Annotated in this window: 26 protein-coding genes; 18 read left to right on the top strand and 8 right to left on the bottom strand. The window is 49.6% G+C overall.

Annotated elements, in window-relative coordinates:
- Window positions 1-506: 506 nt before the first annotated feature.
- The 4 genes from I0P70_RS13040 (at window position 507) to I0P70_RS13025 (ending at window position 2,533) form a co-directional block, all read left to right on the top strand.
- The gene (locus I0P70_RS13040) at window positions 507-1,094 is read left to right on the top strand and encodes a hypothetical protein (protein WP_196118548.1); all 588 of its coding nucleotides are present in this window, start codon (window positions 507-509) and stop codon (window positions 1,092-1,094) included.
- Between the two features lie 109 nt (window positions 1,095-1,203).
- Entirely contained in the window at window positions 1,204-1,575 is a 372-nt protein-coding gene (locus I0P70_RS13035; protein ID WP_196118545.1) for a DUF3221 domain-containing protein, read from the top strand.
- An 8-nt stretch (window positions 1,576-1,583) separates the two neighbouring features.
- Window positions 1,584-1,946, top strand: a complete 363-nt coding sequence (locus I0P70_RS13030; protein WP_076422185.1) for a Rieske 2Fe-2S domain-containing protein — start codon at window positions 1,584-1,586, stop codon at window positions 1,944-1,946.
- A 113-nt stretch (window positions 1,947-2,059) separates the two neighbouring features.
- A complete protein-coding gene (locus I0P70_RS13025; protein WP_230392173.1) occupies window positions 2,060-2,533 on the top strand; it encodes a hypothetical protein in 474 nt (157 codons plus the stop codon).
- Here I0P70_RS13025 and I0P70_RS13020 read toward each other — a convergent pair.
- Entirely contained in the window at window positions 2,530-2,730 is a 201-nt protein-coding gene (locus tag I0P70_RS13020; protein WP_196118542.1) for a hypothetical protein, read from the bottom strand. The genes I0P70_RS13025 and I0P70_RS13020 overlap by 4 nt on opposite strands.
- 340 nt (window positions 2,731-3,070) lie before the next feature.
- On the opposite strand from I0P70_RS13020, the gene I0P70_RS13015 reads away from it, so the two are divergent.
- The 6 genes from I0P70_RS13015 (at window position 3,071) to I0P70_RS12990 (ending at window position 8,169) form a co-directional block, all read left to right on the top strand.
- Window positions 3,071-4,558 (top strand): APC family permease, encoded by a 1,488-nt coding sequence (locus I0P70_RS13015; RefSeq protein ID WP_196118538.1) that lies wholly within the window; start codon window positions 3,071-3,073, stop codon window positions 4,556-4,558.
- A 147-nt stretch (window positions 4,559-4,705) separates the two neighbouring features.
- Window positions 4,706-5,653 (top strand): alpha/beta fold hydrolase, encoded by a 948-nt coding sequence (locus tag I0P70_RS13010; protein WP_196118535.1) that lies wholly within the window; start codon window positions 4,706-4,708, stop codon window positions 5,651-5,653.
- 57 nt (window positions 5,654-5,710) lie between these two features.
- Window positions 5,711-6,361, top strand: a complete 651-nt coding sequence (locus I0P70_RS13005) for an alpha/beta hydrolase (protein ID WP_196118532.1) — start codon at window positions 5,711-5,713, stop codon at window positions 6,359-6,361.
- Window positions 6,358-6,615 carry a hypothetical protein gene (locus I0P70_RS13000; protein ID WP_007658959.1) on the top strand — a complete coding sequence of 86 codons (258 nt, stop codon included), beginning with the start codon at window positions 6,358-6,360 and terminating at the stop codon, window positions 6,613-6,615. The genes I0P70_RS13005 and I0P70_RS13000 overlap by 4 nt, the downstream gene beginning before the upstream one ends.
- A gap of 2 nt (window positions 6,616-6,617) precedes the next feature.
- A complete protein-coding gene (locus I0P70_RS12995; protein WP_196118528.1) occupies window positions 6,618-7,757 on the top strand; it encodes an FAD-binding oxidoreductase in 1,140 nt (379 codons plus the stop codon).
- A gap of 19 nt (window positions 7,758-7,776) precedes the next feature.
- Window positions 7,777-8,169 carry a hypothetical protein gene (locus tag I0P70_RS12990; protein WP_230392172.1) on the top strand — a complete coding sequence of 131 codons (393 nt, stop codon included), beginning with the start codon at window positions 7,777-7,779 and terminating at the stop codon, window positions 8,167-8,169.
- An 86-nt stretch (window positions 8,170-8,255) separates the two neighbouring features.
- On the opposite strand, the gene I0P70_RS12985 is transcribed toward I0P70_RS12990, so the two are convergent.
- From I0P70_RS12985 to I0P70_RS12975, 3 genes are all read right to left on the bottom strand, one after another.
- The gene (locus I0P70_RS12985; RefSeq protein ID WP_196118522.1) at window positions 8,256-8,477 is read right to left on the bottom strand and encodes a hypothetical protein; all 222 of its coding nucleotides are present in this window, start codon (window positions 8,475-8,477) and stop codon (window positions 8,256-8,258) included.
- 241 nt (window positions 8,478-8,718) lie between these two features.
- Window positions 8,719-9,174 (bottom strand): hypothetical protein, encoded by a 456-nt coding sequence (locus I0P70_RS12980; RefSeq protein ID WP_196118519.1) that lies wholly within the window; start codon window positions 9,172-9,174, stop codon window positions 8,719-8,721.
- Window positions 9,175-9,179: 5 nt separating this feature from the next.
- Entirely contained in the window at window positions 9,180-10,847 is a 1,668-nt protein-coding gene (locus tag I0P70_RS12975; protein WP_196118516.1) for a Zn-dependent hydrolase, read from the bottom strand.
- A 419-nt stretch (window positions 10,848-11,266) separates the two neighbouring features.
- Here I0P70_RS12975 and I0P70_RS12970 point away from each other — a divergent pair, with 419 nt between their 5' ends.
- The gene (locus tag I0P70_RS12970; protein WP_196118514.1) at window positions 11,267-11,488 is read left to right on the top strand and encodes a hypothetical protein; all 222 of its coding nucleotides are present in this window, start codon (window positions 11,267-11,269) and stop codon (window positions 11,486-11,488) included.
- A gap of 89 nt (window positions 11,489-11,577) precedes the next feature.
- On the opposite strand, the gene I0P70_RS12965 is transcribed toward I0P70_RS12970, so the two are convergent.
- Entirely contained in the window at window positions 11,578-12,192 is a 615-nt protein-coding gene (locus tag I0P70_RS12965; RefSeq protein WP_007658965.1) for a deoxynucleoside kinase, read from the bottom strand.
- A 239-nt stretch (window positions 12,193-12,431) separates the two neighbouring features.
- Complete coding sequence (locus tag I0P70_RS12960; RefSeq protein ID WP_196118511.1) at window positions 12,432-13,112, bottom strand: RNA polymerase sigma factor; 681 nt, start codon at window positions 13,110-13,112, stop codon at window positions 12,432-12,434.
- Window positions 13,113-13,248: 136 nt separating this feature from the next.
- Between I0P70_RS12960 and I0P70_RS12955 the strand changes: the two genes are divergently transcribed.
- Window positions 13,249-13,674 (top strand): tRNA (5-methylaminomethyl-2-thiouridylate)-methyltransferase, encoded by a 426-nt coding sequence (locus I0P70_RS12955; protein WP_196118508.1) that lies wholly within the window; start codon window positions 13,249-13,251, stop codon window positions 13,672-13,674.
- Between the two features lie 146 nt (window positions 13,675-13,820).
- A complete protein-coding gene (locus I0P70_RS12950) occupies window positions 13,821-14,000 on the top strand; it encodes a hypothetical protein (RefSeq protein ID WP_196118505.1) in 180 nt (59 codons plus the stop codon).
- Between the two features lie 91 nt (window positions 14,001-14,091).
- On the opposite strand, the gene I0P70_RS12945 is transcribed toward I0P70_RS12950, so the two are convergent.
- Window positions 14,092-14,724 carry a hypothetical protein gene (locus I0P70_RS12945; protein ID WP_196118502.1) on the bottom strand — a complete coding sequence of 211 codons (633 nt, stop codon included), beginning with the start codon at window positions 14,722-14,724 and terminating at the stop codon, window positions 14,092-14,094.
- A gap of 238 nt (window positions 14,725-14,962) precedes the next feature.
- On the opposite strand from I0P70_RS12945, the gene I0P70_RS12940 reads away from it, so the two are divergent.
- The 4 genes from I0P70_RS12940 to I0P70_RS12925 all read left to right on the top strand — a co-directional run bounded on the left by I0P70_RS12940 (window position 14,963) and on the right by I0P70_RS12925 (window position 19,254).
- Window positions 14,963-17,401, top strand: a complete 2,439-nt coding sequence (locus tag I0P70_RS12940) for a GAF domain-containing protein (protein ID WP_196118499.1) — start codon at window positions 14,963-14,965, stop codon at window positions 17,399-17,401.
- Window positions 17,402-17,635: 234 nt separating this feature from the next.
- Window positions 17,636-18,439: a hypothetical protein gene (locus I0P70_RS12935; RefSeq protein ID WP_196118496.1), complete on the top strand. Its 804-nt coding sequence runs from the start codon at window positions 17,636-17,638 to the stop codon at window positions 18,437-18,439.
- A 136-nt stretch (window positions 18,440-18,575) separates the two neighbouring features.
- A complete protein-coding gene (locus I0P70_RS12930) occupies window positions 18,576-18,800 on the top strand; it encodes a CDGSH iron-sulfur domain-containing protein (protein ID WP_007653429.1) in 225 nt (74 codons plus the stop codon).
- A 31-nt stretch (window positions 18,801-18,831) separates the two neighbouring features.
- On the top strand, window positions 18,832-19,254 hold the full coding sequence (locus I0P70_RS12925; protein WP_007653427.1) for a DUF2007 domain-containing protein: 423 nt from the start codon (window positions 18,832-18,834) through the stop codon (window positions 19,252-19,254).
- Window positions 19,255-19,303: 49 nt separating this feature from the next.
- Here I0P70_RS12925 and I0P70_RS12920 read toward each other — a convergent pair whose 3' ends face one another.
- The gene (locus tag I0P70_RS12920) at window positions 19,304-19,555 is read right to left on the bottom strand and encodes an acyl-CoA-binding protein (protein WP_196118493.1); all 252 of its coding nucleotides are present in this window, start codon (window positions 19,553-19,555) and stop codon (window positions 19,304-19,306) included.
- A gap of 127 nt (window positions 19,556-19,682) precedes the next feature.
- On the opposite strand from I0P70_RS12920, the gene I0P70_RS12915 reads away from it, so the two are divergent.
- A complete protein-coding gene (locus I0P70_RS12915; protein WP_196118490.1) occupies window positions 19,683-21,881 on the top strand; it encodes a S9 family peptidase in 2,199 nt (732 codons plus the stop codon).
- Window positions 21,882-22,137: the final 256 nt, after the last annotated feature.

Here is a 22,137-nt window from a genome sequence, read left to right as displayed (position 1 = left end):
GGTTTTAGTTAAAGAAGCAGTGAAAGTGAACCTTCATCACCATGCTGTAAATCTAAAAAAATTGTGTCAGCCTAACCAGTTTTGTCTGTTTATACAAGACAGAAAGTCGTTCCAACCCGACATATAACAATTGGTACATTTTTTTTGCACTTAAAACAGCCTGTTACTTGATGGTTCTAATTCAGGCGATATAGTCTTGTAATATGACTAGTCAGGACTTAGCCAAGAACACTATAGGTTAAAGCAAATTTTACAAAAAAATAATCAAATTATTAGCTTTATATTTTACGCTTCCTATATTTGTAAAAAAGTGGAAGACACTTACCGCATCCTGCCTAAGGCTCGTCAGTATTACTGGGTAGCCCCAACTATGAAACAATATATCTGAAGGCTACAAACATCTGACGCATATGGCAGAAAACAGAATTGGAGACCAAGCTATTGAATTTCTTGGTTCCTACTATGCCAAACATGAAAAAAAATCTGGCTTACTTATAAACAGACTGGTGCCCACATACAAGGGCACTTTCGCCGATGCGCTGTTTGCCTATCAGAAACACGACAACTGCTTTTTTGCCGTATCACTTAATATTTCCGCCTCTAATAAACTGGCGCGCCTGCTGAGCACTTACAAGAAAAGAGGACTGGGCAGAAGTCGTTATTTGACTGCCGCTTCTATTTTTGGCGCAGCAGCCTACCTCTGCTACCTGACTGGCAATTGGCTGATGATGGCCCTCATACCTGCCATACTTGCAGTGACTGGTTTTATACTGCATTCCAATCTGCGCAGGCGCTACATGCAGCAGCAACTGAAAGCGGCAGTGGACCAGCTCAAGCAGCAGCCTGCCGACCACCAGTGGTTAGGACTACAGGTGAGCAGCCTGTGCTGGCGCGGCAATGCCATGGCAGACTACCTATCCAAACTATGTGAGCGAAAAGGTATAGGCCTGCTGACAATAGGCAAGCGTTCACGCCTCACCCTGCGCCAGGAACCACGCCTGGCCACCTGCCGCCGCACTGACTTCCTCTCTTACTATACACAGGGCGATAACCTGCGCAGAGAATTGTCAGACCAGTTTATGCGGGTAGCATAGGCCTTAAATAAATTGTGCCTGAGACATTACTAATCATCTCCCTCCTGCGTACAAATGTCCAAAGTATGCCCTGCCTGCAAGGTATAGGCATGAGACGACGCTTGAACCCATGAGAAGATACCTGAATATACTACCCTTGGCTGCTCTCCTACTGGCCGGATGCCAGACCCAGGACGGCTTTCAGATTCCCAACACGCAGCCCGACATACGGGGCAACATCACCAACATCAAAAAAACAAATTCCAAAAAGAAAGAAGGCGTGGCCGTCATACTGGTCGAGTCAGTGGAAGGTATGCAGACGAACCACACCAAGGCGACACTGCGCATAGATGCCAATACCCACATCGAGAATGTAGAAGGAGCCACACTACGCCTGGAGCATCTGCGTGAAGGACATTTAGTAGAGGCTTGGTTTGACGAGCAGGTCATGGAATCATTTCCGGTGCAGGCCCATGCCACTGCCATACGGGTAAGCCACTAACAGAACAGATGGAACAAAGCGAAGCAAGCTATACCTGGCACAAAGTATTTGATAGCGTGACTGAAGCCCGCGAGCAGGTGCCCCTCCGCAAACTCAAACAACTCGTGCTGGATGGACGGACTATTTGCTTTGCACATACTGCCTCCGGTTTTTTTGCGCTAGACGATGCCTGTCCGCACCTGGGATATGCGCTCAGTAAAGGTACTACGAACTATCTGGATGAAGTGGTATGCCCCTGGCACAGCTACAGGTATAATATGCAGAATGGGCGAGAGTGCGAGTTCCGCACCCGCAAAGCAGTTCTCCACCGGGTGGAGCTAAGGGAAGAAGGTGTGTTTGTGGGAATAGAGCAGACAGCCTCTACTGCCTGAAAAGATGCTTTTTACCCCTCTATAGGAGCACTCCACTCAAATTAAGCGCATTTTTGCCGGCGAGGCGGCCAATTTGTTTACATTGCGAGGTGCAACCACCTGATGTTACCTCTATGGCACCCAGAATAATTCGACCCGAGATCTCACCAACTGCACCGATAGAGTTGCGTCATGCGATGGGTGATGTGTATGTCACTATCCAACATAAGGAAGAGTACATCGAGGCTAAATGGCAAGGGCACATAACTGCTGATAATGTTGTAAGCGCTTCACTTGCCTTTTTGGAACTCCTGAAAAGCAAGCGCTGCTCCAAGCTACTCAACGACAAGTCAGCTGTAACCGGCGACTGGCAGGAAGCAAATGACTGGCTTCAGTTTGAATGGCTGCCCCGCGCTATGGAAGCCGGCCTGCGGTTTATGGCGCATGTATACTCCTTTAATATGTTCAGTCAACTCGCGGCCCGTGAACTCCAGGAGCGCATTACACCTGAAGTCAGCATGAAAAGCTTTTACGAACGCCCCCTTGCGGAGGAATGGCTGCGAGAGCAGGATGATACTGCTGCCGACCGGCGGGCTGCAACGGCTTAGCGCACGTTAGCAGCTACCGCACTTGGCGCAACAGGTGTGATCAATACTGTGTCAAGCAGCACAGTCATTACAGGCTCTTCTATTTCCATATCGACAGTGCTGGCAACAGCATCTACTGGTTGAGTGTTTTGAGTATTTGGTTGCAGTGCAAGACCGAAGCATGATACAGTGGCGGCGATTAAGAATAATACTTTCATGGCTTTAATATTTAGTGGTTATCAATTAATTACTGTGACAAAGTTATTCTATAGTACTTTGTTATGCAAGGTACTGTTGCTACAATTACTACTATTTTATACCAAGGGCCTTGAAATATCCGTGAAGGACCCAAAAAATCAGACGAACGGCCACAGTTTATAAAGGCCAAAAAGAGCAATAATTACAGGGTATCGTTATATATTATTTACTTGCTATTGGCTTTCCTGCAGATAATCACCTGTATTTATCCTTTCCCAAAAAATTAGCTTTAATTTTGCCTTCCGGCCTTTGCCACTTTGTTGGGCAGTCGGCTTTACAGGCAAGTATCAGACAGCTACAATGCAGGATTTAGAAGAAGTAGAGCAAATACAAAAAGAAGAAAAGGAAAGCGGATTCAAACGGGAGATCACCCTTTTCGACGCCATCATGATCGTAACCGGCGGTATGATCGGTTCCGGTATATTCATCGTGACAGCCGATATATCCAGGGCGGTCGTAAGTCCTGGCAACATGCTGCTGGTTTGGTTGCTTTCGGGCTTCCTGACCATGGTGGGTGCCATCAGCTATGGCGAACTGTCGTCTATGTTCCCCAAGGTAGGCGGGCAGTATGTATACCTGAAAGAGGCCTATAACAAGATGGTAGCCTTCCTCTATGGCTGGACGCTGTTTCTGGTAATTCAAACCGGTGTGATCGCAGCGGTGGCCGTGGCTTTCGCCCGTTTTACCGGGGTGCTCATCCCCTGGTTCAGCGAAGACAATGTCCTCTTCTCCCTGGCAGGATTTAACTTCACTTCCGTGCAGTTGCTGGCGATTGTGAGCATCCTATACCTGACGTATATCAACTCACGCGGCGTGAAGAGTGGCAAACTGATCCAGAACATCTTTGGCAGTACAAAACTGATCGCTTTGTTTGGTCTGATTCTGTTTGGTCTGCTGTTCGGCATCAACGACACGGCGGTGCAGGCCAACTTCTCTGATTTCTGGGGATCTGCTGCAGCGGCCACGGGGGCCAGCGAAGCGCCTCCGGTAGGTATGGCGCTGATCACGGCTATTGGCATTGCCATGGTAGGAGCCTTGTTCTCGGCTGACTCCTGGAATAACATCGGCTTTTCGGGCGATGAGATCGTGAACCCGAAGCGCACCATCGTGCTCAGCATGGTGATCGGCAGTGCCATTGTGATGGGCCTATACCTGATCATCAACCTGGTATACCTGCTCGTGCTCCCCCTCAACGGCGACCCTAACGCAACCGACGTGATAGGCCAGGGCATCAAGTACGCCTCCAACGACCGCGTAGCAACAGCAGTAGCCGAAGTGATCGGCGGGTACCCAGCTACGGTAGGCATCGCCATTCTGATCATGATCTCGACTTTTGGCTGTAACAACGGAGCCATCCTGTCAGGAGCGCGGGTATATTACGCCATTGCCAAAGACGGCCTGTTCTTTAAGAAGATGGGACATCTGAACAAAAACGGCGTACCGGCTGCGGCTCTGTGGCTACAGTGCATCTGGGCCTGCATGCTCTGCCTCTCCGGCACCTATAATGACCTGCTCGATTATGTGATCTTTGCAGTGATGCTCTTTTATATCATCACAGTGACTGGCGTGTTTGTGCTCCGCGTGCGCCGACCAGACCTGAAGCGTCCATACAAAGCATTCGGCTACCCAATTCTGCCAGCGCTTTATGTGCTGATTGCCTCGGGCATCTGTATCATCCTGCTTATTTACAAGCCGGTCTATACCTGGCCGGGCCTGATCATCGTGGCGCTAGGTATACCTGTTTATTATTTCTTCGGTAGTAAGTTTAAGAAGGAATCAGGTTTGTAGGGATAGCCATAAAGTAAAATCGAAAAGCAGTCTGTCAGGTATGGCAGGCTGCTTTTTTGTATTGCTCAAAAATTAATTCCGCATTTAAGAATTCGAAAGCAACAATTTCATACTTTAGTACAAGCAATCACGCTTTATATCCTACCTATGCGTTTTAAGCTAAAAAATATAGCGATAGCAGCTGCTTTGGTAATCCTGGTCGCTTTTGCGCTGATGATTAGAGCCGATATACCTGCGGAAGAGCTGAAAGCCAGGTATACGACTGCTTCTTCCCGCTTTGTGCATATAGACGGGGCCGACCTGCACTTCCGCGACGAGGGAAAGGGCACACCGATCATACTGTTGCACGGGACGGCGGCCTCGCTTCAGACCTGGGATGGCTGGTCAGCAGAACTTAGCAAGCAGTACCGTGTGCTGCGGCTCGACCTGCCAGGCTTCGGCTTAACAGGCCCCAATGCCACTGGCTCCTATTCTATCGACTATTACAGCAACCTTCTCCTGCACTTTATGGACAGCCTGGGTATAGACCAGGCGCACATCGGGGGCAGCTCTTTAGGCGGACAGATTGCCTATGATTTTGCCGCCACGCATCCGGAGCGGGTGCAAAAGCTGATTCTGGTCTCTCCCACCGGCGTCACCAATGCGAATGACAAAAGCATCACGTTGCCTTTCCGGATGGCCCAGACACCGCTGCTTAAGCACTCACTGAAACTTATGACGCCACGCTTTATTGTAGAGCAGAGCCTCAAGGAAGTTTACGGTGATGACAGCAAGCTAAAACCGGAAACGATCAGCCTGAGCCACGACCTGTTGCTGCGGGAGGGCAACCGGAGCGCTTTCGTGGACCGCCTTAATACGGTGGACAGTGACAACCTGCACAAACTGGCAAAAGTGCAGGCACCTACACTGATCTTGTGGGGTGAGGCCGATGCCTGGGTGCCGGTTGCCGATGCCAGTCGGTTTCAGCAAGGTATAAGCGGTGCTCAACTAAAGCTGTATGCGGGTGCGGGCCACATCCCCATGGAGGAGCAACCGCAGGAAACCGTACAGGACGTGCTGTCATTCCTTCGTCAGGAAGTCGCACTGCGCGATTAGTGGAAAAGCCGTAGCTTTGCTGCTGTAACAGGCCAACGGCCGAAGAAATACAGCTGTATGAGCACCGTTTATTTTATCAGCGGCCTTGGAGCGGACGAGCGCATGTTTCAGTTTCTGCACCTTAAATGCAGCAAGGTATACGTGCGCTGGATCCAGCCTTACGAAGACGAGCCACTACATGACTATGCCGTGCGGCTGGCAGAGCAGATCACCGAGCCCAACCCGGTGTTGGTGGGCATGTCCTTTGGCGGTGTGGTGGCTATTGAGCTTTCCAAATTTCTAAACCCGCGCAAAACCATCCTGATTTCCAGTATAGCCAGTAGCAAAATCCTGCCCTGGTACTACCGCCTGATGGGTTTCATGCGGCTGCACCGCATCATACCTGTCCCCTTGCTAAAACGCTTCCATTTTGTGGGACCGCTGCTGTTCGGAGCCAGCACCAAAGCCGAAAAAGCGCTGCTTAAACAGGTGATTCTCGAAACCGATCCGCACTTCCTGCGCTGGGCCGTTGGGCAACTGCTCAACTGGCACCAACCAGACCACTACGAAAACGCCGTGATGATCCACGGTACCGCCGACCGCATCCTGCCCATGGGCACTTACCCGGGTATTATCAAGGTAAAAAGAGCCGGTCACCTGATGGTTTTGAGCCACGCTTCGGAGATAAGTGCTATCTTGGATAAGATTTTAGAAGATTGCGAAACATGACAACAGATAAAAAGAAATTCATCATCAGAACACCGGACGGTCAAACGGCTGACCTCACCAATGCGACTACTCTCCGAAGCAATAACCTCTACCCTTTCGGACGTCACAACTACTCCATCTATGAAAGTCCGGAAGGCGTATTTGTGCGCGGCTATAACAGCGGCGAGCGCGAGATCATGCTGACCGGCTTTGAGATAATAGACGAGGCCACGGCTCGCAATTACAAACATACCTACACCCGCGAAGACGAGTAGCCATGGAGTTAAGCTTTTGGGAAAAGGAATCGTATTTCAGCCACGTGGATGTGCTGATAGTGGGCAGCGGCATCGTGGGCCTGAACGCGGCGCTCTACCTGAAAACACAGCAACCTGCCCAGAAAGTAATGGTGGTGGAGCGCGGATTGTTGCCGACCGGAGCCAGCACCCGCAACGCCGGCTTCGCCTGTTTCGGCAGTCCCTCCGAGCTGCTCGACGACCTGAGCCACCACAGCGAAGAAGAGGTGTTTGCGCTGGTGGAGCGCCGCTGGCGTGGACTGCAGCGCCTGCGCCAGAATCTTGGCGACCAGGCCATTGACTTCCACCGCTGGGGTGGCTACGAACTGTTCGAGGAAAGCCAAAAGCCGCTCTACGAGGCCTGTTCTGAACAACTACCTTACCTGAACAAGCAGCTGCAGCAGGTGATTGGTGAGCAGAATGTATACCGTCTGGCAGATCACAAGATCTGTGAGTTCGGATTTAAGCAAGTAGCACACCTCATCGAAAGCACGGCCGAAGGGCAGATTGACACGGGCAAAATGATATTGGCGCTCACCCAGAAAGTACAGTCCCTGGGTGTGATCGTGCTGAACGGACTGGAGATTGAAAGTCTGCAGGAAGAGAGCACAGGTATAACCGCCTTGACAAAACAAGGCATTGCTATACCTGCCCGTGCAGCACTGGTCGCGACAAACGGCTTTGCCCGCCAGTTGCTGCCTCAATTGCAGGTTGCACCAGCCCGTGCACAGGTGCTTATTACGAAGCCTATCCCTGAGCTGCGCTTCAGAGGCACTTTCCATTATGATCGTGGTTACTACTATTTCCGCAACATCGGCAATCGGGTGCTGTTTGGCGGTGGCCGCAACCTCGACTTCAAAACCGAAGAAACCACCGAGATGGGTCTGACAGAACTGGTGCAGAACAAACTTGACGAATTGTTGCGGGAAGTCATTCTGCCTAGCACGTCCTATGAAGTAGAGCAGCGCTGGAGCGGCATCATGGGAGTAGGATCTAGCAAAACCACTATTGTGCAGCCAGTATCGGAGCATGTGTGCTGCGCTGTGCGTATGGGCGGCATGGGTGTGGCGATTGGTTCGCTGGTGGGCGAAGAGGGGGCTAGGTTAGTACTGGAAAGGCTTTAAAAGATCAGCTCAAACCTGCATGAATATGTCCGTTATCACCAATACTACTTATAAGATAATCTTGTTAGTCTGGGTAACAATAAACTCACTAGCTGGGCTCATCATGCTGGCAATTGATTTTGACCTGATTACCTTAGCAAGCTTTCTTGTCAATGCCTACATTCTTTTCTGTTACTTTACCAAAAGCGTGCATCTGAAGCAAGCTGTAAAAGTAGGAACCATTGTGCTTCTAGCCGCTTCTCTCCTTGCGCTTTTCCCTGCTATTATGCTAGGGTTGCTTTATGGCATGGGAATGATCTGGGCGTTTATTCCGCTTTTGATTGTAATGCCTTTAGCTGGTTTCTACTTGTATAGAGGTTGCACTAAGTATATTCAGTTAGTAGAAATTGATGAAAAAACGCTCGAGGTATAGCAAGTAGTATTTTTCTGAAGAAAGCACAAACAAAAAAGGTAAACCATCACCGGTTTACCTTTTTCAATTATTATAGTCAGTACGAGTTACATTCGTATCCATTGATTCGAGGGGTTAGGGTTGGGAATCATCAGGTGTTTGTTGGCTTCTTTTTCTGCCTTAAAAAACTCCTGGTATTCTTCTTCGCTCATTTCTTCGCGAAGGGCAATATGAAACTTGGCCAGTTCAGGGTATAGCTGATTGCGTTCCTGGCGCTCCTGCGGACTGTCTCTGTTAAAATCGTAAAAGGATCTTACAAAATTTTTCATGATTAAATATTTGATTTAAAGTGAGTTGGAAAACAGTTTTACTCCCATGCTACTTCTAAAGTTGTCTATATTCAGAAGCAATTTTCCACAATTAGCCCTCAGTGTCAGCAAACCCATAAAAGCCTGCTACAGGAGCTAACAATAGAAAAGGCCCCACCAATCAGCAGGGCCTTTTATTCAGAATATCAAATACTTATATACTCAGATCTGATAATAATGTGCATCAGAAAGAGGGACTGCGCTACTGCCCCAGGTGCTTAAAGTAAAGCCCGGTTGCTACTAGCAACAGTTTGGTTAGCTCCGGAATGTCACGGGCAACGGAAATCTGACCTTTTGTTATGCTCAAGCTACCTTGCTCGAAATGCATCAGGATGTTGCCAGCTTCGTCCAATAGGTCTCTGCTGTTGTCTAATGACTTACCCTGAAAGGTAAACTGCTCCCCTGTGACCAAGGTAGTTGTCGTTTTGCCAAAGCCAGAGGTTTTGCTCATACCGATCACTTCATCTTTGAAATGAATCGTGACGTCATGCTCAAGCCAGCCTTGCCTTTGGAAGTAAAGGTTGATACGCTCCGAACTGAAGTCGGCGTCGTTGCTGGTCCAGCCTCTGAAGGCAAGCTCCCCAACTGGCCCGTCTTCTCCGCTCACGCTATACCTCCGTGAAGCTAAGTTCTCCTGTTTCCAATGCAGCAACTCCATACCTGTTATTTTAAGCCAAGCACATCCACGCCCTGCTCAAACACCACATCCACCGGAATGTTGTTGCGGCTGAGGCGGTCGAGGTCGGCCTGCAGTTCGGCACTTATCTGCCCCTGCTCGTTCAGTAGCTTGCCCACGCCTGCGTAGTCGCCGTTGCCTTGCAGCGTCAGGATCAGCTCGGACAATTTATCCATCGCCTCTCCCATCTTCACATAGTTCACTCGGTACTTACCTGTCTGGGCATCGCGCTCAAAGGCTCCGTTCTCTTTAAAGAAGTTGAAGCGCACCATGTTGGCTTTGCCGTGTGCACTGGCCGCTCCGAAGCGCACCGAACGGAAAATGCCAGCCATAAAGGTGGTATAGTAATCTTCCAGACTGCCACTCACTTCACCTTTTTTATGCAGCTGCGTGATCATGTAAAGGCCCAAGATGTCAGCTTTGCCTTCCTCCAACGCCGAGCCATGCTCCTTCAGGGCCTCACGTACGGTGCCTTTGCCGTTGATGGTGTTTTTGATACCCAGTCCGTGCGCCACCTCGTGGAACATCGTGTTGGCAAAGAAGGCATCGAAGGTGATATGCTGCTTCTGGTCATCGGCGATCAGCTCGTCGGCGATCGGGAGCATGATCTTGTCGAACTTGGCCTGCATCGCATTTTTGAGCTGCAGACGGCGCGTGCCTTTTTTCAACTGCACCTCCTCGTCGTTCGGCAGGTTGATGGCGATGGTCTTGCTGCCCGCGTTGCAGTCGCCGGCGTAGTACACTACATCATAGGCGTTCAGGTCAGAGTCGGTGCCGGGTGTTTCTTTCTTATAGTTGGCAGGCACTGGTAAACCGCGCTGCAGTTCTGGCAGGAAGGCCGCATACTTCTCGAGGCGCTTGCTCCAGTCCATGTCCTTGATGAGCACATAAGCCTCGTGCGCTGCTTTGTAACCGAACAACTTGTCTTCGTACGTCTCAATCGGACCGATCACCACGTCGATGCGGTTGTTTTTCATGTCCATCCAGGCCAGGTCGCTTGGCTGGTAGTTGTCGTTGAGCAGGGCGTCCGCACGCAGGGTCAGGTATTTTTTCAGGCCCGGCTCCTCGGCCAGACCAGCTGCTTGGCGCAGCAGGTCAGAAGCACGCTTCACCTGTTCTTTGAACTGCACATGGTAAGGCACCGTGATCAGATTACCATTGGCATCGCGACGGAGGAAGGTATACTGGCTGGATTTGTCTTTCAGGTTCGCTTTTTCAAACTCCTCCTTCGTCATATCCTGCGGGTAGAAATTCGCCGCATCCGGCTTCGGTCCCACGCCAGGTATAAAAGGCTCGTTATTGTTCAGGCGGTCCCAGGGGCCATAATTAATCATCACAAATTGGCGTGCGGCATCGTCTGTCAGCGCATTCATCAGAGAGTCCCTCTTACCATAAGCTTCGTACCAGAACAACTCGTCCATGATGTTACCGGCCTCGATCAGCAGGGGTATCATCTGGCGCTCATTTTCGCTCAGGCCAGTCAGGTCTGCTGTCAGGCGCACAGTGGTGTACATGCCCAGCTTCTGCTGCAGGTCAGTGGCTGCTGCATCGGTCTGAACCGTTTCGGCCGTCTGAGCCTCGTTAGTGGTACTGCCAGAACAGGCAGCCGTTATGGCGGCAACGGCTGAGGCTAGTAAGAGATGGCGTGATTTCATGTTTTATAAGGTTAGTTTTTTCAAGTTGAATAGTAAATATAGGAAAGCAGCTTATCAAAAATAAGCGGATCAATAACTTGCAGCAAAAAAGAATCAATGATATTGGTTTGCCGAGCACAAAACCTCTTCCTGTATTAAGTATAAAAATCAATCCGATAGCTCACAAAAAATTAAGGCTTAGGCCGAGGTTTATACTGCCATCCAGGACGCCACTCCAACTATACCTATCTCCATTTTGCAAAATGAATTTTAGATGTTTTCCGCTCTAAATTCAATTGATGCAACTACTTAAGTCCATCATAAATAATAATAAAAATAGCCTAAATTCAACAGTAAACACATTTATTGTTATTATTCCACATAAAAACATAACTTAATCACTTGTATATTAGTAGTCCATTATAAACTAATACTTGGATATGCTAACACTTACAAAACCCAAGAGTCCCCGAATCAAGTATAGGAAGAAAGCTAAAATCGCTGTCACGAAACAGCAAGATACTTCCCATTTTGAGCAGGAAGAGTTAACGTTCAGAAGGCACATTTCCTGGGGCGCAATTGGCATATCCGCCGCTCTTTGCCTGCTGATGCTGTATATGTTTGATGCGACAGGCTGGTTCTCGGGTTTGATTGAAAAATAATAGTTTATTCCGACTTCAAAAGGGTTTAAAAAAAAGCCGCTACCCTTATCAGAGCAGCGGCTATACCTATCTAATTTGTTTCTATTGGCCTAGAACAGACCGAACAGCTCGCTATTGATACGTTCAATGATGCTTCCCAAATCCTCGGGATTGGCTACAAAGTCCATGTTGTTCACATCGATCACCAGCAGTTTGCCCTGATCATAAGTGCTCATCCAGTTGTTGTAGTGCTCGTTGAGGTTGCGCAGGTAATTGATGCTGATGTTGTTCTCGTAGTCACGGTTACGCTTCTCAATCTGTCCGATTAGTTTAGGCAGATCAGCCTTCAGGTAAATCATCAGGTCAGGCGCCTTTACCATGCTGATCATCGACTGAAACAGGGCGAAGTAGTTATCGTAGTCACGCGTGCTCATCAAGCCTGACTGGTGCAGGTTCTTGGCAAAGATGTAAGCATCCTCATAAATGGTGCGATCCTGGATCACATGTCCGTCTTTGGACTGGATCTGCTGCACCTGACCAAAGCGGCTGTTCAAAAAGAACACCTGCAGGTGAAAGGACCAACGCTCCATGTCTTCATAAAAGTCCTTCAGGTAAGGATTGTTCTCTACTGCCTCCAGGTATAGCTCCCACTTAAAATGCTGGGAAAGTTTAGTGGCCAGGGTGGTTTTGCCGGCGCCAATATTGCCGACGATCGCAATGTGCATGGTAATGGTGTAATAGTTGAAAAAACCGACTGCAAATTACGGCTTTTTCGGTCATGCCCCAGCCTAATTCCTCCCCCCAGCTCCTGTTTTTTTTAATGCTTGTGCTTACCAACAATTCACTTCCACCTTATCTAATTAACCCATAACTACTTAGCTTCCGCACACTATAAATTTCGCCTACGATACGTCTACTGCTAACTAAACTATTACACGCCATCTCTATCACTGCTTAATAAACTTTATACTTCCCTGTCAGGAGGCAATACACGGAGCACACGCATCACTACTGCATCGCAGCGCTTGCTGCCGAACTCAAATACATCCCCAACGATCGACAGTTTGAAAAGACTTTCCTTGAGCATCGACTTTGCCCGGTGCAAACGCACCTTTACGTTGCTCTCAGAAAGATCAAGACATTGAGCGATGTCATGAATGGACATATCTTCCATTTCTCGGAGTGTGTACACGATCTTATACTTTTCAGGTATGCTATCAATGGCCCTTTCCACCAGTTGTTTAACTTCCTGCCGGATAGCGGCCTGCTCAGGGTTTGCAGCGTTCATCTGGCTTAAGAGGGAAGACAAACTTTCCGGCTGGTCAAGTAGGTACGTGGCAGAAGACAGCTTTTTCTTTTCCCGCAGCCTTGCCAGTGCCTTGTTAATCCCGATCCGGATGAGCCAGGTAGAGAACATGGCATCGCTGCGGAACTGTGCCAACTTTTCGAAAGCTTTCATGTAGGTCTCCTGCATTACGTCTTCCACCTCTTGTTCCTGCTTCAGGTAACTTCTGATCACCCGGTAGAGCTTCTGGTTGTGGCGGCGCATGAGGAGCTCATACAGTGATACATCCCCGTCGAGCACTCTCTCCACCACTGCTACATCACTGAGTGCCGCTTTTTCGGTTGCTGTTATCTGTTTCATGATCTTATAGGTATGATACATACAGTAGATGCATTCCAGACCAATTAGTTACATTCTTTTGTAACGATTTCAACTTATAATCATCTAACTATCAGAAACAAACAAAATAAAAAAAACTAAAACGGAGGAAATCATCATGGAAACATTTGCATCAACAACAACCGGTGCGCAGAGAGCTGAGCGCCCGGCGTATGACCGCATCGCTACGGTCACCGCTTTAACAAAGTACACTTATGCACTGGTACCTATCCTGGCTGGTCTAGACAAATTCCTGCACCTGCTCACTGACTGGAATAAATACCTTGCTCCGGTTGTCGCCGATATCCTGCCCTTCAGCACGGGCACTTTCATGAGTGTAGTGGGTATCATTGAGATTATAGCGGGCGTGCTTGTGCTCGTAAAACCAAAGATAGGAGCCTTGGTGGTCGGCCTGTGGCTGGTAGGCATCGCCATCAACTTATTGTTAACGGGCGAATACTACGATATTGCTGTCCGTGACCTGGTTATGGCTGTAGGTGCTTTCTCGCTATACTTGCTTATTCCTGAAGAGGGGAAAGCCTAGCCTGGCTTAAGTCCCGTTATACCTGGTCTGTCTAACCCTGGCGCTCTTATGGTCGTTTATTGATTAACGTGCGTGTATCAGTTGAAAAACAGCGTGGAGGTGTCACGCACACGTTTAATAAATTACCAACATCTTATTTAAAAGCTATGACAAAAGGACACAATCAAGACAGCAACAAGTCCGAGAACAAACCGGAAGCCAAGCACAAAGGCGGACAGGAAGGACACCGCAGCCTGAGCGATCAGCAAAAAGACAAAAGTCCTAACCAGGGCCGCAACGACAAAAAAGACCAGTCTGGCGGCACCAAAGGCCAGAATGCCATTTAGCAGCATGTATTAAATTAAAATAGCCGGGGCGTATAGTGATTACTGCACGCCCCGGCTATTTTTATGCTAGCCATTTTACTGGAGGCTATACCTACCGCTGCTCCCGCATCTGATTGTACCTGTCCTTGGCGTCACGGCTCTTGCGCAGGGTGTTGAATTCTAATTGCAAAGCAGCCACCTTCATTTTATCGCTGTTATTCATCTGACTGAGCACCTGCTGCTTGCGTTCGCTGAGTAGCAGGTATACGTGCTCGGCGTAGTCCCAGTCGCGGAGGCTCCAGTCGGTGCGCTGTGCCCGCACGTTTTCCATGAACCTGACAAAAGTGCCGCGCAGCTGGCTGGCTTTAAGCTGACCGATCTTGTTGGTGCCGGCCAGGCGGCGCTCCCAGGCAGCGGCTGTCTCACGGTTCAGGGGGTCGCCGTAGCGTTCTTCCTTCTCGGCCTCCCACTCGTTGTAACGGGTTTTGAGCTCCCCGTACTCCTGCTTCGAAGCTTCACTCATTTGGCCGCTATTCCGGTCCAGGCTTTGGGTGCGGGTTCTGAATTCCTGCTTGATCGTTGGCCATTCAGCCCTTGTTATACTGTCACCCTGGCTGACTCTCTTGTTCATCCAGGTACGGAAATCTTCCAGGTCCTGCTCCAGCTTTGACTTAGTTTGCGCCTGGGCACCCAGCGTGCTCAGCACTGTCATCAGCATCAGGGCTGCAACAAATAACTTCTTCATAGGTTGGTTTTACTTAATCAATCATTCTTCTAACACTTCTCTCCCAATAAATATTATGCCAGAATATTCTAAAGGGGCTATATTTTTAATCCATGCCGTATACCTGCACCAGGTATAACAGGCCGCCCACTATCTTTTTGCGGCCGCTTACGTTTAAAGCAATGACAGGTATTTCGCCTGCACTGCACCTGGGATTGTGCCACACACGTTCTTCCCCCTATTCATACAAAAAACTTATATGCGCAAAACAAGGGACAACTTCCACGAAACCGTTGTTTCTATACCTAACCGGGACGAGATCATTCTGAGCGCCGAGCAGTTTCCGTTCAAGACCACGCTCAGCCTGTCACCGCTTGTGACCTACTGGGAAAACAAGATCGAGACTGACCCGAACTGCAATGTGGCCCGTGTAAACGAGCTGGCCGGTCTGCTGCGCAAAAACCCCGAGCTGCTGGAGCCGATCGAGGACGTGTCTATTATTGATAAATACATTGATACCGTTGACATTCTGATGGAGGATATTTTCCCGAGCGCTCTCTGGGAGAATGACCTGCGAGCCACGGTATTGCCTTTTCACTTCGACAGTTTTTATGCCACTCCCCGCCTGGAGGAGCTTGACCTGCTGGGAGGCGGCAACTATACCCAAAAACTAAATGTCGATCTCAAGACCCTGCTTTTCCGCCAGACGCTATCGGCTTACACCCTGATTCTGGAGAAGTTCTACAATGCCAACTTCATGGTGGATGAGCCTTTTATCTTCAGCATCAAGGACAAGTTCACCAAACTGGACCGGCACTACAAGCTGATCATCGACCTGAAGTTTATGAAAGTGAAGGCCAAAGGTCCGATCAAAAAGCTAAGCACACAGGAAATCAACTTTCTGATAAACCGCTACAATGACCTGGACCTCTGGATGCAGAAGCTACCGCCTGAGAACTATGAGTTCAGCGGCTTTGCCATCTGTGACTTTACGGACGTAACCAATGAGGAAACTATTTCCTCGCTGCGCTACGACCTGCTCGATCAGGACTCTGTGACCACACAGGAGGGTTTTGAGAGCCTGCAGCAGAAGCTTCGCGTTCTTTTCGGACTGCCGGGCCTACGGCTGGGGCTGGCCTCCTTCCCTGCCCTGCAGGAGTTTGACACTAACTACGCCCGTAAAACCTGGAACGGCCTGGTGCTTACCAAGAGCTCTCCTATTAAGCTGGAAGACCTTATCGACTCGATTTATGCACCGGTACTGGCCAAAGGCAACACCATTGTAGTAGATGACCTGGAGCAGCTCGACGAGCCGGGTAGACTAGAGCAGGAGCTTATCAAAACCGGTATACGCAACCTGATCATTGCACCGCTGCATTACGAAGGCAAAACGATCGGGATGCTGGAACTGGCCTCTCCTATACCTGGCGAACTGAATGCGCTCTCTACGATCAAACTCAAAGAGATTCTGCCGCTTTTTGCACTGGCCCTGAACCGGATGCTGGAAGAACTGCGCAGCAGCATCCAGAATATTATTAAAGAGAAGTATACCGCTATCCACCCGATTGTGGAGTGGCGCTTTACGCAGGCAGCCATTAATCTGCTCGACAAGATGGAGCGCAACGTACCGGCTGAGATCGAGCCGATCGTGTTTCGGGAGATCTACCCGCTCTATGGCGCATCGGATATCCGCAGCTCGGCAACTGAGCGCAACAAAGCCATACAGGGCGATTTGCTTGACCAACTGGTGCTGGCCAAAGAAGTAATCCTGGCAGCCAAAGACAACCTGCCACTTTCTATCCTGGACGAGCTGGTATATAAGATAGACAAATACTCCCAGCACCTGGTACATGAACTGGGCTCCGGCGATGAGGCGACGGTACTGGAATTTTTGCGCACCGAGATTGAGCCACTTTTCAATCACTTTGGTCACAAATACCCCTCTACCCAAAAGGCCATCGAGGCCTACCGCAAGGCGACCAACAATCCCAACGGCGTCGTGTATAACAAGCGACGTGCGTATGAGGAGAGCCTGTACCTGATCAACGACACGATATCCAGCTTCCTGGACCGCGAGGAGGAAAAGGCGCAGCAGATCTTTCCGCACTACTTCGAGAAGTATAAGACGGATGGACTGGAGTATAACATCTACATTGGGGCATCGCTGTTGAACAGCGGCCACTTTGAGGAGCTATACCTGAAGAACATGCGCCTCTGGCAGCTGATGCTTACCTGCGAGATTGCCCGTCGCATACACAAGCTGCGCGCTAACCTGAAACTGCCGCTTGAGATCACACAGCTGATTCTGGTGCACAGCAGCCCGATCTGCATCCGCTTCCGGCTGGACGAGAAAAAGTTTGACGTGGAGGGCGCCGATAACATCCGTTACGAGATCATCAAGAAGCGGATTGACAAGGCCACCTTGCGCGGCACAGACGAGCGCCTTACCCAACCCGGCAAGGTCGCCATCGTGTATACACAACCCCGCGAAGCGCAGGAGTACCGCCGCTACATCGATTTCCTGCAGGCCGAGGGCTACATTGAGCCTGTGGTGGAAGACCTGGAAATTGAGGACCTACAGGGGGTGCAGGGACTGAAAGCGCTCCGCATTTCGATTAATTTCCAGGAGCAGCTGCGCCACGATATCGATGCCGGGGACGAGCTTTTGCAGATCGCCCAGACGGCTGCTCTCAACTAAAATTGCACTTTTATACAAAACGCAACTTTTTTACGAATTTTACAAGCCACACAAACAGCTAAATATCAGTGATTTAAACTTAAATCAGATTTGTAAAATTCTACCAATTACAGGCTCCTCTGTAATTTTCTCTACATCGGTGCAATTATTTTAAAGGAAAGGGCGTTTTACCTGAGACTGCCGGGGAAGCGCCCTGTGCTGTTTATTTATTTTCACTTTTCAACTTTTAGCCAAATGAAATTGAAAAACAGTTTTTTACCTGCCATGCTTGTATTTGGCGTGGTAGCACTATCATCTTGCGAAAAAAATGATCACGAAGAGTCTGCACAGCCTACTTTTGACCAGGGTGCACTATCTCATGTGATGCTGGACTCTGCTGAAGTTACTTCTTTTAAGGTAGCAGGTAAGCAGCTAAGTCAGGTAAACCACTACAACCAGGAAACCGGTGAAGTAGAGAGCTTCGACAAGTATGAGCGTGACAACAAGGGCCGCCTGATCAAGAGCACAACCTACGGTGGCAAAAGCCAGACTGTGCTGACAGAGCAGCATTTCACTTACAGTGACAAAGGCGAGTTGAGCAAATCGGTAGCGACTTACTTTGTGGGTGGCAAGCCGGAGTATCAGAACTACACCACGTATTCTTATGATGCTGCCAATAAGCTGAGCAAGAAGTCAATTTACGAAGGCACTGAGGAGAAAGGCAAACTGAAGTCTTTCACGACTTATCAGGCAATGCCAAACGGCAACTATGCGCAGGAGAAGCAGTTTGTAATTGACGGTACTGGAGAAGCTAAGCTATACGCTACTACTACCAACTCTTACGATTCTAATCCTAATCCACTGCACGCGTTTGCAGAGCCAGGTGCTGCCAGCAGCCCGAACAACCTGATGCGCTCTTCTATGGAGGTGCACAACAGCAAGAAGACTTTTACGCGTTCTTACTCTTACAAGTATGATGACAGCGGCATGCCGATCAGCCAGACGGTGACGCTGCCAAACGGTAAGTCTCAAACATTCAACTACGTGTACAGCAACTAATGCTGAAACGTAATTAGAGTCACAGCCCCCGGCCATCAATGTCCGGGGGCTGTGGTGTTTATAGCCCTGCTCCAACAGGACTGTGGTGAATGTGCCGCAAAAAAGCTATATTTGTTATTGTACTAAACACAAGACAATGGCGAAGACAAAAATAACGGTGAACAACAATGGCTCACTCAGAGTAGAGGGTGAGTTTGAGATCGTGGACAAGCACGGCAATGTATACGGACTCGGTGGCCGGGAACTCGTTTCGATCTGCCGTTGCGGCATGTCTAAGAACAAACCATTCTGCGACGGCTCCCACAAAGGACACTTTGAGCACGAAGCGGAAGCCTTTGACCTTCCACCTAAGAAGCAGTAAAGACAGCCTGACCTAACACCACCTGTATACCATGGCAGAGCGCCTGATTACCGTTGCCACCTTCAGCCAACCCACTGAAGCCCACATTCTGAAAGGCCGCCTTGAGGCGGAGGGTATCCTCTGTTTTTTGGGGGATGAGCAAATTATAGCAGCACAGCCTTTCTACTCACTGGCAGTGGGTGGCGTGAAACTGCAGGTGACGGAAGGTGACGTGGAAGAGGCGCTCGAACTGTTGGGCCGGATAGAACGCGGCACCAGCGAGTACATCATCGACGACAACATTGAACTGGCACCTCCTGCTCAGGTATACCTGGACACTGAATCCTGCCCGATATGTGAGTCAAAAAACATCTCTGCAAGGGGATTTTTCGGTGCGGTGCTAGGCATTACCCTGCCCTTCGTCAGTAAGCGCTATGGATGCCACGACTGCGGCTATACCTGGAAAGAAAAGTAAAAAGCGCCCCATAGGGCGCTTTTTTTATACCTGCCGGGCAAGCAATGTCTTACTTCAGGCTGTTTACTAACTGCACGTACTGTGCACGGGCATCCTCCTGGCTGGTACCTTCCAGGTTTTTCCAGGCATCCCATTTCGCTATGTTTTTGAAATCAAACCCTCCCGGACGCTCGGTATTCACATCGCCTTCAGTAGCCTGCTTGTACAGGCTGTAGAGTTGCAGCAGAACATTATTGGACGGACGCTCCGTGAGTTCCTTCGACTGGGCCACTGCCTGCTCAAATTCTTCTTGTGTTGCCATAGTATGTCAGATGATTGTTTTAAGTACTGACAAGGTATAAAAAAATACGCTGCATGCATAACTTTTATTTAAATTTATAGTGTCGTATTTTTTCTTATTTTTATACCCTGTACAACAGATACTCCCTATGAAAAAAGCACAACACAACACAGCAGCTCCGGCCCTTCTGCTTTCGGCCTGTCTGCTGGCAGGCACAGCCTGCAGCACGACGCAACAGAGCACCGCGACAGAGACAGCTACGACCGAGCAAACAGCTGAGAGCACGGTAACCGCCAATCAGCCGCAACCGCCTGTCGCAGCCCAAAAGCCAAAAGAGCTCACAGCACATGGCCACACCCGCATCGACAATTACTACTGGCTAAACGAGCGTGAAAACCCGGAAGTAATCGCCTACCTGAACGCAGAGAACGACTACACAAAGCAGGTGATGGCCGACACGGAAGCACTGCAGGAGAAACTCTTTAACGAGATTGTGGGGCGCATCAAGCAAACGGATGAGTCAGTGCCTTACAAAAAGAACGGCTACTTCTACTATACCCGATTCGAGGCTGGCAAAGAGTATCCGATTTACGCCCGCAAGAAGGGCAACCTCGACGCCAAAGAGGAGATCATGATCAATGCCAATGAGCGTGCCGAGGGCAAGAGCTACTACTCAGCTGCCGGTATGAATGTAAGCCCTGATAATAATCTGCTGGCTTTTGGCGAGGACACCGTGAGTCGTCGCCAGTACACTATCCGCTTCAAAAATCTGCAAACAGGTGAAATATTGCCCGACCGTATACCTAACACCACCGGTGGCGCTGTATGGTCCAACGATAACAAGACCGTGTTCTATACCATGAAAGATCCGGCACTCCGTTCTTTCAAAATCTTCCGCCATACCCTGGGCACACCTACCTCGCAGGACAAAGAGGTATACCACGAAGCCGACGAGACCTTCAGCACTTTTGTGTATAAAACCAAATCCGAGAAATACATCATCATCGGCTCGGGTAGCACCCTGTCGCAGGAGTACCGCTTTGTAGACGCCGCCAACCCAACTGCCAGTTTCAAGATCATTCAGCCACGGGAGCGCGGACTGGAGTACAGCGTAGACCACTTCGGCGACAGCTTCTACATCCGCACCAACAAGGATGGCGCAACCAACTTTAAACTGATGAAGACACCGGTTGGTAAAACGACCAAGCAGAACTGGACAGAGGTGATCCCGCATCGTGCTGACACGTACCTGGAAGGCACCGAGATCTTCAAGGACTACCTGGTACTGCAGGAACGTAAGAATGGCCTGACCCAACTGCGCATCAAAAAATGGAATGACCCCAAAACAGACTACTATGTGGACTTCGGGGAAGAAGCCTACACTGCTGGTATCAGCATCAACCCTGATTTCGACAGCAAGGTACTGCGCTACGGCTATAGCTCCCTCACCACGCCAAGCTCCACCTTCGATTACAACATGGAGACAAAGCAGAAGACACTGCTGAAAGAACAAGAAGTGGTGGGTGATTTTGATAAGAACAACTACGAAGCCAAGCGCATCTACGCCACTGCCAAAGACGGCACCAAAATTCCGGTGTCGCTGGTTTACCGCAAAGGTCTGCAGCTCGATGGCAACAACCCAACTCTGCAGTACGCTTACGGCTCCTATGGCATCAGCATGAATCCCGGCTTTAGTTCCGTGCGCCTCAGCCTGCTCGATCGTGGCTTTGTGTATGCCATTGCGCACATCCGGGGTGGTCAGGAAATGGGTCGCCAATGGTATGAAGACGGCAAGCTGATGAAAAAGAAAAACACTTTCACAGACTTTATTGATGTGTCAGAATACCTGATCGAGCAAGGTTATACCAACCCAGATAAGCTGTTTGCGCAGGGTGGTAGTGCCGGTGGTCTGCTGATGGGCGCTGTCGTGAACATGCGTCCGGATCTCTACAAAGGTGTGCACGCGGCCGTACCTTTTGTGGATGTAGTTACCACCATGCTCGACACCAGCATCCCGCTTACCACCGGCGAGTTTGACGAATGGGGAAATCCAGCCAATAAAGATGCCTATGACTACATGCTCTCTTACTCACCTTATGACAATGTGGAGGCTAAGGAGTATCCGAACATGCTCGTCACAACTGGTCTGCACGACTCGCAGGTACAGTATTTTGAGCCGGCCAAGTGGGTTGCCAAGCTCCGTGAAATGAAGACAGATAACAACCTGCTCCTCCTCCAAACAAACATGGAGGCTGGTCACGGCGGCGCATCCGGTCGCTTCCAGCCATACCGCGAAACAGCCCTGCAATACGCTTTCTTTTTGAAGCTGGCGGGGGTTAATGAGTAATGAATAGTGAGGAATAAGTAAAGAATTCAGATTTAAATAGAAAAGCCCGCTGCATTTAGTCTTGCAGCGGGCTTCTTGTTTTATGGCTGTCATTTCGACCTAGAGGTAGGGGCCACTACTGTTCGCAACCTGTGAAAGAAATGTTTTCTGGCTATCAAGGCCGAATACAGGAAGCAAAACTGTCCCCTTGAGGGGACCAAAGGGTGTAAAAGGCTGCTGTTTTGCTATTTGGTTTCTGCTCTGAATGGTCTTCGGC

Source organism: Pontibacter sp. FD36, from assembly GCF_015686655.1.
Lineage (GTDB): Bacteria > Bacteroidota > Bacteroidia > Cytophagales > Hymenobacteraceae > Pontibacter.
This window is presented reverse-complemented; position numbering and strand designations above follow the sequence as displayed.